Annotated in this window: 13 protein-coding genes; 7 read left to right on the top strand and 6 right to left on the bottom strand. The window is 47.9% G+C overall.

The window, feature by feature from the left end:
• Window positions 1–128 precede the first annotated feature (128 nt).
• Together AC3FZD_RS18755 and AC3FZD_RS18750 are read left to right on the top strand one after the other, a co-directional pair.
• On the top strand, window positions 129–3,443 hold the full coding sequence (locus AC3FZD_RS18755; RefSeq protein WP_488737476.1) for an AMIN domain-containing protein: 3,315 nt from the start codon (window positions 129–131) through the stop codon (window positions 3,441–3,443).
• Between the two features lie 156 nt (window positions 3,444–3,599).
• The gene (locus AC3FZD_RS18750) at window positions 3,600–4,496 is read left to right on the top strand and encodes an ROK family protein (RefSeq protein WP_488737475.1); all 897 of its coding nucleotides are present in this window, start codon (window positions 3,600–3,602) and stop codon (window positions 4,494–4,496) included.
• Between the two features lie 117 nt (window positions 4,497–4,613).
• Here AC3FZD_RS18750 and AC3FZD_RS18745 read toward each other — a convergent pair whose 3' ends face one another.
• Window positions 4,614–5,696 carry a tetratricopeptide repeat protein gene (locus tag AC3FZD_RS18745; protein WP_488737474.1) on the bottom strand — a complete coding sequence of 361 codons (1,083 nt, stop codon included), beginning with the start codon at window positions 5,694–5,696 and terminating at the stop codon, window positions 4,614–4,616.
• A 339-nt stretch (window positions 5,697–6,035) separates the two neighbouring features.
• On the opposite strand from AC3FZD_RS18745, the gene AC3FZD_RS18740 reads away from it, so the two are divergent.
• The 3 genes from AC3FZD_RS18740 (at window position 6,036) to AC3FZD_RS18730 (ending at window position 8,826) form a co-directional block, all read left to right on the top strand.
• Window positions 6,036–7,640, top strand: a complete 1,605-nt coding sequence (locus AC3FZD_RS18740; protein ID WP_488737473.1) for a B12-binding domain-containing radical SAM protein — start codon at window positions 6,036–6,038, stop codon at window positions 7,638–7,640.
• 250 nt (window positions 7,641–7,890) lie between these two features.
• Entirely contained in the window at window positions 7,891–8,301 is a 411-nt protein-coding gene (locus AC3FZD_RS18735; protein ID WP_488737472.1) for a hypothetical protein, read from the top strand.
• A 72-nt stretch (window positions 8,302–8,373) separates the two neighbouring features.
• Window positions 8,374–8,826, top strand: coding sequence for an SRPBCC family protein (locus tag AC3FZD_RS18730; RefSeq protein WP_488737471.1), 453 nt, complete (start codon window positions 8,374–8,376; stop codon window positions 8,824–8,826).
• An 11-nt stretch (window positions 8,827–8,837) separates the two neighbouring features.
• Here AC3FZD_RS18730 and scpB read toward each other — a convergent pair whose 3' ends face one another.
• From scpB to AC3FZD_RS18705, 5 genes are all read right to left on the bottom strand, one after another.
• On the bottom strand, window positions 8,838–9,386 hold the full coding sequence (scpB, locus tag AC3FZD_RS18725; RefSeq protein ID WP_488737470.1) for an SMC-Scp complex subunit ScpB: 549 nt from the start codon (window positions 9,384–9,386) through the stop codon (window positions 8,838–8,840).
• A gap of 29 nt (window positions 9,387–9,415) precedes the next feature.
• Window positions 9,416–10,267 (bottom strand): ABC transporter ATP-binding protein, encoded by an 852-nt coding sequence (locus AC3FZD_RS18720; protein ID WP_488737469.1) that lies wholly within the window; start codon window positions 10,265–10,267, stop codon window positions 9,416–9,418.
• A gap of 228 nt (window positions 10,268–10,495) precedes the next feature.
• The gene (locus tag AC3FZD_RS18715) at window positions 10,496–11,080 is read right to left on the bottom strand and encodes a thioredoxin family protein (protein WP_488737468.1); all 585 of its coding nucleotides are present in this window, start codon (window positions 11,078–11,080) and stop codon (window positions 10,496–10,498) included.
• 47 nt (window positions 11,081–11,127) lie between these two features.
• Window positions 11,128–11,310, bottom strand: coding sequence for a hypothetical protein (locus AC3FZD_RS18710; RefSeq protein WP_488737467.1), 183 nt, complete (start codon window positions 11,308–11,310; stop codon window positions 11,128–11,130).
• 220 nt (window positions 11,311–11,530) lie between these two features.
• The gene (locus AC3FZD_RS18705; protein WP_488737466.1) at window positions 11,531–11,746 is read right to left on the bottom strand and encodes a hypothetical protein; all 216 of its coding nucleotides are present in this window, start codon (window positions 11,744–11,746) and stop codon (window positions 11,531–11,533) included.
• 51 nt (window positions 11,747–11,797) lie between these two features.
• Here AC3FZD_RS18705 and recF point away from each other — a divergent pair, with 51 nt between their 5' ends.
• Together recF and AC3FZD_RS18695 are read left to right on the top strand one after the other, a co-directional pair.
• Window positions 11,798–12,943, top strand: coding sequence for a DNA replication/repair protein RecF (recF, locus tag AC3FZD_RS18700; RefSeq protein WP_488737465.1), 1,146 nt, complete (start codon window positions 11,798–11,800; stop codon window positions 12,941–12,943).
• Window positions 12,944–13,069: 126 nt separating this feature from the next.
• Window positions 13,070–13,669, top strand: a complete 600-nt coding sequence (locus tag AC3FZD_RS18695) for a hypothetical protein (protein ID WP_488737464.1) — start codon at window positions 13,070–13,072, stop codon at window positions 13,667–13,669.
• Window positions 13,670–13,681 lie beyond the last annotated feature (12 nt).

Raw genomic sequence — 13,681 nt, 5'->3', positions numbered from 1 at the left:
ACGATTGAGGGTCACTTAAGGAAAAATATGTAACCATAATCTATGCTTAAGTAGGCAAACCCTAATTTTACTGGGCTTTGCATTAGATATATTAATTCAGTGTCTAAGGCGATCGCGTGAGGAGAGCAATGAATAAGTATTATTTTGGACTAAGTGGGGCACTGGTGAGTAGCACCGCCGTTATCCTGGCAAACTCAGCAGCATGGGCAGCTCCGACCCGGATTAACAATGTCTCCCTCAACCCCACTAATGGGGGAATTGAAGTCATTTTAGGCACAATAGAAGGCGATCGCCCCCAAGTCTTTGCCGTGCCCAATGGCAACCAATGGGTCGCCAACATCTCCAACATGCAGCTCAACCTCCCTAGCGGCGAATTCATGCAAGCCAACCCTGCACCGGGCATTGCCTCCGTTAGCGTCAACTCCGTAGACAACAATAGCATCCGCGTCACCGTCACCGGCAACCAAGGCAGCCTCAGCGGCCGCATCAGCATTCAAGACGGCTCTAACTTCATTCTCTCCCTCAAGCAAGACACCCCCCAACCCAGCGCCAATACTGCCCCCAACCCCCCCGCCCCCCGACCCATCGCCCAAAGCCCCCCTCAACAGATGGCCCAGGGCGCTCCCTACAACGATGTCCCCCTGCCCAGTCTGCAAAACGGCATCCCCAGCCTACCCCCCGGAACCGGTGTTGCGCCTCCCTTCCGGCAAAGAGCCATCGCCCCACCCCTCGGCGACATCTCCGTATCCACCATCGACGCATCCGGGCGCACCATCAACCTCGGCTCCTCGGAAAACGTCCCCCGTCTCGTTCTCCGCGATGCCCCCGTGCGCGATGTTCTCGCTCTCCTCGCACGGGTAGCAGGTATGAACCTCGCCTTCACCGACAACGCCGCAGCCGCTCCTGAAGGTCAAGCGGGAGCAGCCACTGCTGTTGCTGGCTCCACAATTTCTCTGGACATCGAAAATGAACCCGTGCAAAACGTCTTTAATAGCGTCTTGCAACTAAGCGGACTGCAAGCCAACCGCGTCGGGCGCACCATCTTTGTTGGCACTAGCCTGCCCCTAGAATCAAGTCCGGTCATTACCCGTACCCTCCGCCTCAACCAAGCCGAAGTAGAAGCCTCCGCCACCCTGCTCGCCTCCCAAGGAGCCGACTATCAACGAGTCGTTACCAACACCACCCGCACCGTTGAAGGGGAAGGGGTAGACCGAAGGGAAACCGAAGAAACCACCACTGCAATTGAAAACTTCACCGTTCAAGAAGCCAATGGCCCCCTCCTCCTGCGCGGTCTCTCCATCATTGCCGATGAGCGTCTCAACTCTATTACTCTTGTCGGTGACCCCCGCAAAGTAGAAATTGCGACAGGTCTGCTCTCTCAACAAGACCTGCGCCGTCGCCAAGTCTCGGTTAATGTCAAAGTCGTTGATATTAACCTCAACGCAAGCGAGTTTTCTAACAGTAGTTTTTCCTTTGGTTCTGGGGATTCCTTCTTCGTCGTGGATGGCGGTCAAGGTATCGCTAACTTCGGCCGTTTAGCCCCACCTTCAGCCACTCAAACCCTTAATAACCAATTTGGTCGTCCTGTTGTGGGTAACCCCTTAGCAGGAGTTCAGCCTTTTGTCAACCCCAATGGAACCCAACTGGTGCGCGACCCCGCTACTGGCCAACTGGTTCCCGCAGGGCAAAACCAACCGGGTTCTGTATTCTCCCCCGGTGGCTTACCCACCACTCCCGGAGTGGCTGGCTTTGACGTAACTTCCCCCGGTATTCCCGGTGCTGGGAGTCGTCAGGTTTCCCCCTCTTCGGGAACACCTCCTCTATACTATGACCGCAATGGTATTCCCCGCAGTCTAAACGAACTCACCGTTGGGGGTGGCGCATTCCAACCCTTGGTTGACCAAACCAATAATTTGGTGACTGCTCCTACTACTGGCACTCAAGCCCCCCTGTATTTTGATGCCAATGGACAACCTAGACTGTTAAGTGAGTTGCAACTGGGTGGGGGCCAAATTCCAGCCCTGACGACCCCTAATGGTTCTCTCGTCGAGGCAGGAGCGCAAGCGCCACAATTCTTTGATGTTAACGGTCAACCTCGGAGACTGAGCGAGCTGACTCTTGGGGGGGGGAATATCCAACCGTTGCTCAATCCTAGTGGAAATGTTGTGACTGCGGGAACTGGGCCCCAATATTTCCTTGATTCTACAGGAACCCCTCGTTTACTTAGTGAACTCAATATTCCTGGACAAATCTATTCTCAGGGGCCATTTGATCCCTTGCCTGGAGAAGGCTCAACTCCTTTTGACCCCAATAATCCGGATGCAGTTCTTACCATTGAACTCATTCCTGCGGGAGCAGATACACCGGTTTATTATGATGTTAATGGGGTTCCTCGCAACTTTAATGAGTTAACTATTGGTGGTGGGACATTCCAGCCTCTCATTGACCCTGTTAATGGCCCAGTTCGTGTAACTACCCAGGCTCCCCGATTTTTGGATACCACAGGAACTCCTCGTTTATTCAGTGAGTTAACCCCTGGCGGTGGCGACTTCCAACCCCTAATTAATGGCCGCGATTTAGTCTCCGCAGCTAGAACTATTGCTCCTCAATTCTTTGATAACCAAGGTATCCCCCGGTTGCTGAGTCAACTGGTTCCAGGAGGCGGAAGCATTCCCGCCCTAACTAACCCTACCGGTGAGCTGATTTCTGCGGCTACAGGTGCTGCTCTCAATGGCTTACCTGCCATCATTGGTCAAGCGGCACAACTCGCCTACCAACTGCCCCAAGTCTTCCAATATCCCAACCAGTTCCTAGCGCGACTGCAAGCCAATGTGGTTGAAGGAAACGCTAAAATCCTCACTGACCCCACCCTCACCATTCAAGAGGGCGAAACCTCAACCATTAACCTCACAGACCGCATCCCCGTTAACGTAGAACAAGAAAGTACCGTTAATGCCAATACTACAACCACTACCATTACCACGGAATTTGAGGATGTGGGCTTATTAATGCCCATCACTGTAGATCGGATTGACGATAATGGGTTTATTACCTTGACTATCAATCCCCGTATCTCCACCCCCACCGATACTTACAGCGTCATTGTAGATGGGTTAGAACAACAAGTCGCCCTAGTTTCCAAACGGGAGTTAAGTTCCGGTAAAATCCGCCTGCGCGATGGTCAAACTCTGTTAATTGCTGGGGTTATCCAAGACGAAGAACGGGAAATTGTGTCTAAACTACCCATTCTTGGAGACCTACCCATCATCGGCCGCATGTTCCGGCGCACTGATAAACAGTCTGACCGGGCAGAAGTGGTGATTGTGGTTACCCCCAACATCATCCAAGATGTGGAGGATGCCAACTGGGGCTATGGCTACGCTCCCAGTCCCAATGTGCAGCAACAACTCCAGAACCGAGGCTTCCGCTATCCCAACCGATGACAATGAACAATTAACAATGAACAATTAACAATTAACAATTGGGGAATGGGTAATAACAAATCTCCCCATTCCCCCATCCCCCCATCCCCCCCATCCCCCCATCCCCCCATTCCCCCATCCCCCCATCCCCCCATCCCCCCATCCCCCCATCCCCCCATGGACGAATCAACAGTTATCGGTATTGACATCGGCGGAACTGGCATCAAACTGGGCCGGTTTCGTAAGGATGGCAGTTGCCAAAATACCCTCACCCTCCCGACTCCCCAACCAGCAACCCCGGAAGCGGTTATCAGCGCCCTACTGCCTGCCCTGGCGGAACTTGACCCCGACGAGAGCGCCCTTGCCCTGGGAGTCGGTGTCCCCGGCCCCGTAGACCAAACGGGTAAAATTTCGCGCCTTGCCATCAACCTCACCAACTGGCAAGATGTGCCCCTAGCTGCCTGGTTAGAAGCAAAAACCGGCAAGCCTGTCACCCTGGCAAACGACGCAAACTGCGCTGGACTGGGGGAATCTTGGATCGGAGCCGGCCGCCATTTCCAAGATCTGATCTTGCTCACCCTAGGAACGGGAGTCGGTGGAGCTATCATTATTAATAGTAAATTATTTACCGGTCGCCAGGGCACTGCCGGAGAACTGGGTCTGATCACGATTGACCTCTACGGCCATCCCTGCAACAGTGGGAATGCGGGTTCTTTAGAGCAACAGGTTTCTATTCCTGCTGTTCGCCGTCTGGGCCATCTTGACCCGCAAGACTTGGGCCACTTAGCGGAAAGTGGTAACCGACAAGCGCTGGAATTTTGGCAAAACTATGGTCATCGTCTTGGTGCAGGTTTGGCGAATTTAATCTATGTCTTGACTCCAGAAGCGATTATTCTGGGTGGGGGTATTAGTCAAAGTGCCCCCTATTTTCTCCCGGCTACTCTGAGTGAAATTGAACGCCGTGTATTGCCGACTTCCCGCGAAGGACTCCAGGTTTTGGTGGCCGAGTTGGGCAATCAAGCGGGAATGGTGGGGGCGGCTAAGTTGGCTTGGGAGTGTGTGAGTAATGAATAATGAGTAATGAACAATTAACAAATAGTATGTCATTGCCAATGGAACGCAGTGCAATGAAGCAATCTCCATAATCTCGGTAGTTTTGGCGATTGCTTCCCTGTTAATTGTTAATTGTTCCTAAGCTAAAGCTTGCCGTTGTTCTCGGTATTGTTCGACTTTGAGTAAGTCACCCAGAGCGCTGCACGCAACGATCAGGTTACCTAAAGTTTGCCCGGTTAAGCGTTTATCTTTGAGGTGTAGGGCAATTTGTAGGCGCTGTTCATAATAGTGGGTGGCTTCTTGATAGTTTCCTAGGGCATCATGAGCTACGCCTAGACTGCCTAGGATTTGTTCTTTCATGCGTTGGTCTTGTAATTGTTCGGCAAGCTGTAGCCGTTCTTCATAGTAGGTAATGGCTTGGCTATAGTTGCCCAAGGTATGGAAAGTGTTGCCAAGATTTCTTAAGACTTTGGCGATTAACCGTTGATTTTGGGTTGTACGAGCTAGTTCTAAGAGTTGCTGATAATAGTTGATAGTTTGTTCCGTATTGCCGAGAGCATGGTAGGCATTGGCCAGGTTGCGGAGAATTTGGCTCTCCATGAGGGGGTTGTCCTGTTCCCGAATTAGGGTTAGGCTTTGAGTTTGATAGGCGATCGCTTTGGGTAGGTCGTTCATCGCTTTGTAGACTAAGCCCAAGTTGTTTAAACCTACAGCTAATAGGCGATCGTCTGGGATCTGTTGTGCTATTTCAATACTGCGACTTTCAGCGCTAATGGCTTCTGTATACGATCCTTGGTGGCGGTAGGCGTTACCTAAGTTACCCCAGGTTTGGGCTTCGAGGCGTAAATTGCCCAGTTGTTGCGCTAATTTTAGTCGGTTTTGTTGATATTCCAGGGCGCGATTGTAGTTTCCTTGGGCGTAATAACTATGACTTAAATAGCCTAAGATTTGACTAATTCGTTGATGGTTTTCCAGACTTTCATATAGGGGTAAAGATTGTTGCCAATAGGCTTGGGCGGCGGGCAGGTTTCCCTGTTGCTGATAGGTGTTGGCTTGTTCAAATAGGAGATCGGCTCGATCGGCTAGGGCGATCGCAGAGAGATTTTCGACGCTCAATGCTCCATCTTCATGGGGCACTAAGGTATCTCGATGTACTCCTTCTCGATGAAGGCTAACCACGGTTTTTGCTTTTCCCTGTACATGGGTTGCTCTGGATTTCATCGTTGTTGACCCCTCGTGCCTAACAGCTTCAACCGGCTTACCCCCTTAGCATGTCCCTGATTAAAATCTTAAGAAGGGTATAGTTTCATCGTAGCCGACCGAGGGAGGAAAATGACTCCGTGGTTTTGCGGATTTTTGATTAAATCTTTAAAAAGAATTAGTGAAAAAATGGCAAGCTATAAATTCTTTTGCCAGCAAAAAAAAGAGGAATGAAGAGTTAGCCTTTTAGCTCTTTTTTTGGCTAATTTCTATCAATTTGACAAAAGTCCGCTTTTTTTGTACAATGATAGTCTAAAATAGGCCAATTTATGGCCAAAACTCAAATGAAGGCATTTTTCCTTGTCTATCCCCCTGGATGAAGAGCAACTTCTATTCTCCCCGGTATCCCCTGAAAGTAATGGAATACCGGTTATTTTCGCCTTTCCGAATAGCTACAGTATCGGTATCACCAGTTTAGGCTATCAAGTGATTTGGTCGCAGTTGTGTGGGCGATCGGATGTGGCCGTGAGTCGCTTATTTACCGATGGTGGAGAAAAACCACCCCGACAGGCTGAACTCGTTGGTTTCTCTTTATCCTGGGAATTAGACTATGGCAATATTTTGACTCTGCTCGACCAATTAGGTATACCGAGAAGGAGCCAGGAGCGCCAGCAGCATCATCCGTTAATTTTCGGAGGTGGCCCGGTTTTAACGGCTAATCCTGAACCCTTTGCCGACTTTTTTGATGTGATTTTATTGGGGGATGGGGAAGAGTTATTAGGCGAGTTTATCGACCGCTATCAAGGGGTGCGGAGTGCATCTAGGGCGGAGCAATTGAGAGAGTTAGCCCAGGTAAAAGGCATTTATGTGCCGAGTTTATATGAAGTAACCTACGAAAGTCCTATGGGGGCGATCGCCGCCATTACCCCCATTGAAGATCATATTCCTGAACGGCCCGCAAAACAAACCTATCGCGGTAAAACCCTATTGGCTTCTAGAGTGGTTACCCCAAAAGCCGCCTGGGAAAACATTTACATGGTGGAAGTCGTCAGGTCTTGTCCAGAACTCTGTCGATTTTGTCTTGCCAGCTATCTGACGTTACCCTTTCGGACAGCAAATTTACAAGAAGGATTAATTCCGGCGATCGAACAAGGACTAAAATTCACCAACCGCCTGGGATTATTAGGCGCTTCAGTTACCCAACATCCTGAATTTAATGCCCTACTCGATTATCTGAGTCAACCCAAACACGACCAAGTGCGTCTCAGTCTAGCGTCTGTCCGCACCAATACCGTCACCGAAAAACTCGCCCGTATTCTCAGTCAACGGGATAGCCGCTCGATTACGATCGCCATTGAAAGTGGATCGGAAAAATTGCGGGAAATTGTCAACAAGAAACTGCAACAAGAGGAAATTATTCAAGCAGCAATTAACGCCAAAGCTGGAGGACTCAAAGGGATTAAATTTTATGGCATGGTGGGCATTCCCGGAGAAGAAATTGAAGATTTAGAACCCACCTTAGACTTAATGCAAGACTTAAAAAAAGCAGCTCCTGGATTGCGTTTAACCTTGGGATGTAGCACCTTTGTTCCTAAAGCCCATACCCCCTTTCAATGGTATGGAGTAAACCCAGAAGCCAAGAAACGCTTAAAGCTCTTGCAAAAAGGTTTAGGAAAAATGGGCGTAGAGTTCCGCCCAGAGAGTTACAACTGGTCAGTGATTCAAGCCCTAATTTCTAGGGGCGATCGCCGCTTATCCCATATTCTAGAATTCACGCAAAACTCCGGGGATTCTCTAGGGAGTTATCGGCAAGCCTTTAAGCATTTTCAAGGACAACTCCCCCCTTTAGAAGATTATGTACATGAAAATTGGTCAACCCAGAGAATTTTACCCTGGCAACATATCCAAGGAACTCTATCGGCAGAAACTCTAAAACAGCATTTAGCCATCAGTCAGAAGATATAGCGTTTCGCGCCCTCTGTGGGGGAATGGGGGAATGGGGGAGTAAACAACAGACTCAATCTAGCTTTGAGCAAGGGGACATGAATGAGCTATTCTGGCTATCGTTAAAAACCGCCATTTATGTACCGCATAGAGCCAGGAAACTGTTGTATAACTTATGCTGTATAGCTGGCGAAAAGAGAGGATGACATCTCAGGAATCGGCTTGCTATGATGAGGTGATTTGAATTGATGCAGAGTTTTCTCCACACAACATGAAAAATCTATTCCTAACCCGCAAGGGTCTAAGTTTAAGTGCCTCTATTCTCCTGGGTTTACTCGCCAGTCTGATGCCCTTACGTCAAGTCTTTGGCCAAACTCGTATGGCTCAACTTCGGAATTATTGCAATGAGGGTGAAAGCACCTATTTATTGGCAGAAACTGAGAATTTTTGGGTAAGCATTTGTGGCGGTGATGCTCCTTACACTTATGTGGGTGTCGATAAGCAGACAGGGGATGATATTCGCCTGGACTTGACTGATTATGATTCTAGCGGAGAGTATTTTGAAGCACGCAATGGTAACTATCTATATTATGTGATTTTCAACACGGCTAAAGGATCTTTTTTGACGGTTGAAGAGAACGGTAAACAAATTTTGCAAGAATCGATTCAAGATTGGGAGTAGGGTTAAGTAGGGGTGAAAAATTTTTCGCCCCTAGAACTCTGTCTCAGGGTTATTTTAAATCACGGTAAAATTATGCTCAACTTTGAAAAATCGACTGTAATTGATGCACCCGTATCAAGAGTGTGGACATTCCATGAACGCCCCGATATTTTAAATCGGTTAACTCCTCCTTGGCAACCGGTAAAAGTGTTGCGTCGGGAAGGAGGTTTAGGCGTGGGAGCCATTACAGAATTTGAGATTCAATTGGGCTTGATTCCGATTAAGTGGTTAGCTTGCCATACCGATTGTGTACCCTATGAATATTTTGTCGATCGCCAAGTTGAAGGCCCTTGTCAGAGTTGGGTACATCGCCATCAATTCACCCCAGAAGGCGATCGCACTCGCTTAACGGATACGATTCGGTTAGAATTATTTGGGGGAGAGATAGCAGAATGGGTCTTAGGGAGCTTTATAATTGACCGGCTCGAAGATATGTTTACTTATCGTCACCAAGTCACTCAACGGTATTGCCAAGAGAATCCTTAATTGTTCATTGTTCATTGTTCATTGCTCATTACTTCCGGCTCTGGTTCTTCCATGGCTTCGGAAGCGACTAAACTTTCTTTCAGGGAACTGAAGGGTTGGGGAAGGTCTTCGAGTTGGAAATATTGATGAAATTTAGGGGTGACTTGTAAGCGAAAGGTGCGATCGCCCATTTTTTTGCGTTTACGCACTAATCCTAATTCTACCAGTTCTCCTACATGCTGATAAGCTCCACTGCCGCGCAAGTCTACTAACTCCGTTTGTAAGATAGAACCGCTTAAGGCAATAGCGGCTAAGGTTCGCAATGCCCCGACTCCTAGCTCGGCCGGAAGTAGATTATGGGTTAAGTCTTGAAAGGATTCTCGCAATTGCAGACTATAGCCAGATGGGGTTTCTAAAACCTCTAGGGCACTATCTCGATGAGCATAATCAGAGATTAGCTCAATTAGGGCTTCTTGGGTATCTTCTTTGCTCGATTGGGCCAATTCAGCAAGATCATTTAAACTAACGGGTTGACCTTTTAAGTAGAGAATGGCTTCAATTGTAGTGGCTAAACGGGGCATAATTGGGGATAAAATAACCTAGTAACCCTTTAGTCTAACTGTCTTCCGGTTAATTCGACAAAGATATCTTCTAAGTTGGAAGGGCGAACCATTAAACCGGTTTTATCGGGTTGCTGTTCGAGATAGTGGTTGGCTGCGCCTAAGTCGGGGAAAAAGAGGTAGTCCCAGCGATCGCCTTTTTGTTTGACGACTAAGCCTTCTCCATGTTTTTGTCGCAATTCGGCTAAGGTTCCCAGTTCAATTAAATGTCCCCCATCCATAATACCGATGCGATCGCATAAATATTCCACTTCTTCCATATAATGGGTGGTTAGTAACATGGTCATTCCTTGTTCATTTAAGCCGCGAATAATTTCCCACAACCGCCGACGGGTTTGGGGATCTAAACCCACAGTTGGTTCATCTAGAAATAAGATTTCCGGTTCATGGAGCAGCGCTCTAGCAATTTGTAGACGACGTTTCATCCCCCCAGAGAGCGTTTTTACCCGATCTTGACGGCGATCGACTAATTCGACATACTCTAACCATTGATTAATTTTTTCCTGGCGCACTCCGTTAGGAATGTGATGTAAGCGACCGTGAAACTCCATATTTTCCCATACGGTTAAATCCACATCAACGCTGGTTTGTTGCAATACCACGCCAATTTTCCGTTTAACTTGCTGTCCTTGTCGCACTACATTATACCCAGCTACCTCGATCTGTCCGTCTGTGGGTCGGGTGAGGGTGGTCAACATGCGAATGGTGGTTGATTTTCCCGCTCCATTGGGCCCCAATAAACCAAACATTTCCCCCGGTTGAATCGTAAAGGAGAGACGATCGACTACAGGGACTTGGTTATAAACTTTACAGACATTTTCCAGAGAGACCGCAGCACCCATAGGGTTTAGAGAGAGGTTGAAAGGTTACTTAACAGATCTTAACGGTTTATGGATAATGGCACAAGGGGCGCTGTAGTGGGGGAATGGGGGAATGGGGGAATGGGGGGAGTAAACAACAGACTCAATCTAGCTTTGAGGTATTCTAGCGATCTATAAAAACGGCCATTAATATATATACCTCATAACAGAGAAAACTGCTGTATCAACAATGCTCACCGATCGCTCCCTCTACTGTACCACCTGAGAGCCATGACTGCGGGGATCAGAAATTAGGGGAACTTCTCGATCTGAACCCGATTCTAAACTCGATACTTTGCCCCTAGATCCAGCATCAGGAATGGGAACACCCGCAACGAGGGCTTCTAATTTATCTTGCAAAATCGGTTTAGGTAGTTCGCCAATACTTTCGGCGATTGCCTCCCCTTGGGGATTCAAAAACACAAAATGGGGAATCCCATCCACCCGATAAGTATCCATTTCTGGCAACCACTTCGTATTATCCACATTCAACATCACAAAATTGACCTGTTCCCCATAGCTCTCTCGCAAGGCCACCATATCGGGAACCATCGCCTGACAACTCAAACACCAATTAGCATAAAATTCCATTAACGTCGGCTTCTCATTCCCTAGGGCTACTTCTAGGGGTGTAGCCGTTTCGGCCAACTCAGACAAAGAGGTAGAAGGATTTTGGGTTTGAAAACCTAAAAACAAAGCCACACTTAAGGCGATCGCCGTTAACACCACCACCAGATTACGGATGCGTGCCGCCATCGATACTTGGCTATTCAAATCAGCAGAAGGTTCAGTCATGGGTGGATAATCAGTAATCGATCATCCTAGCCTACCATTAGCCGCGCTCAGGAGTGACTAGAGAAGGCAGTTTGCTGTTCTAAGGATTGGGGAACAGAAAAGGTCGATTGAGGGACAGCATCTTGGACTTGCAGAAGATGCAGCCCTATAAATAGAAGGACAGGAAAGCTAAACCAGTTAATCCAATTCCAAATGGGGTGAATATTGGAGGCGTGTTTTTTGGCGTTCATGAATATTTCCTCTGTACGTTCAAGGGGACGAACCCGTGGGAAAGGGGTGATAGGGATTAGAATGCCATGGGTAGGATTAGATCTGGGTGGGGGCTGATGCCAATTTTAAAGGGGGTTGGGATCGATTGTGAGAGTATGGAGCTGTTTCAGTGGCGATTGAGTCCGGGTTGGTGTGCAGTGAAGAAACTGGAATTGGGGCACTTGATGGGAGATGTGGGCGTTAACTGGCGATCCAATAGAGGATAATTTGGGGTAAGTTAAGGATTTGTTGCCAAAGTTGGTTGGGATTGACTCCAAAGAGCAGTTGCAGGATGAGGACGATACCGGCAATGATTAGGGCTGTACCAACGGTTAGTTTAACAATTTTCACTAGCCAGGTAAAGACGAGCCAGGAAACGATCAGGGCAGCGATCAGGAGAATGAGGTCTATGGGCATGGGTTTACGGCTTGGCGCTGTTCGGTAATAAGCAATAAGTAATCAGTAATCATGTATTTGAAGTCCCTCTATCTTAAGCAATTTCGCAACTATGTGGAGCAAGCGGTGAATTTTCTAGCTCCCAAGGTGATTTTGGTGGGGGATAATGCCCAGGGAAAGTCCAATTTATTGGAGGCGGTGGAGCTATTATCTACACTACGATCCCATCGGGCTAAAAGCGATCGCGATTTGGTGTTTCAGTCCCCCGATTTTTCGCCCTCTATGGGTCAAGTGAGTGCTATTTTGGAGCGACAAACGGGAGAAATTGACCTGAAATTGGTGCTGCGAGCGAGTGGGAACCGGACTTTAGTTTTAAATCAGGAAGTGCAGCGACAACGGCGAGATTTTTTAGGGGTGCTGAATGTGGTGCAGTTCTCCAGTTTGGATTTAGATTTGGTGCGCGGAGCGCCCGAAAACCGGCGTTTGTGGTTAGATACGCTCTTGACGCAGTTGGAACCGGTTTACGATCCGATGTTGCGCCAATATCAGCAGGTTTTACGGCAACGCAATGCTCTACTGCGGCAATTTCAAGAGGTGGAAGGTCGGCAAAATCTCCAAGAATTAGCCCTCTGGGATGCCCAATTGGTATCTATCGGGGTGCGTCTCATTCGCCGACGCTCTAGGGTGTTAGAGCGCCTTGCACCCATTGCCAAAGCGTGGCATGATAGGATCAGTGGATCGATGGAAAAATTATCCATTTGCTATAATCCCAGTGTGTTTTGGGATGGGGATTCTCGATCGCCGGTAGAAGCCATAGAGAATGCATTTTTCCAGAAACTCCAAGACCGGGCGATCGCCGAACTCGCTCAAGGAACCACCCTAGTTGGGCCTCACCGAGATGAGGTAGACTTCTGTATTAACGAGACTCCCGCCCGTCAGTATGGCTCCCAAGGGCAACAGCGCACCTTAGTTTTAGCCTTGAAGTTAGCCGAATTAAAATTAATTTCTGAAGTCGTAGGAGAATCTCCCTTATTATTATTGGATGATGTCCTAGCTGAATTAGACTTAACCCGCCAAAATCAGCTTTTAGAAGCGATCGCTGACCGATTCCAAACTCTAATTACCACCACCCACTTAAGTGCATTTGAGAAAAGTTGGTTACACTCCTCCCAGATTCTGCGGGTTCAATCCGGTCACATTTGCTCTCAGGGAGATTAAAATTTGTAGGTGAAGCTTGTATTAGCTGAAAATTCCAGTAAAATCAAGGGGATTTATGCAAGTACCAAGTTATGAGTTGTCAGCACTCATAAGGCATCTATTTCACGCGAGTGTGAGAGGAAAACGATGATGAACGATCCAGGACAAAGTAAAGATATGCGCGATCGCCTGGGAAATGTAGAGCAAATCCGGGACTTACTCTTTGGAGAGCAGCAACGGGAACTTGATACCCGACTCGAAGCCTTGGAGAGCATGATCAAAGATCTCAAACAAGAGATGGGCGATCGCCTCAATCAGCTCAACGAGCAATTTTCCACAGAACTGCGCTCTAATTCTTATGCTCTAGAGAAAAAAATTCAGTATGTGACCGTCACTCATACGGAAGACTTCACTGAATTAAAACAAGACCTCGATCGCACCCAGAAAAACTTTAATGAACAAATCAAAGGTTTGGATAAAACCTTACATAACCAAACGGAAAGCTTAGAGCAAAATATTCGTCATACCAAAGAATCTTTGCAAAAAGAACTGCACACCATCACCGGGAAAATTCAAACGGAACTCGACAAATATATCAGCGGACTGCAAGAGAATAAAATTTCCCGCGATGAATTCGCTGAAGTGCTATTCGATCTCTGTATGAAAGTGAAGAAAACAGATTTTATTCGGGAAATCGAGGGCACGGAAGTAAAGGCGGATTTGTTGTTACCAGAACAACACTCTTAAGAGAAAGGAGCT

This window comes from Roseofilum sp. KMC-1 (assembly GCF_057802075.1).
Note: the sequence above shows the minus strand (reverse complement) of the source record. Positions and strands in the feature narration are given on the sequence as shown.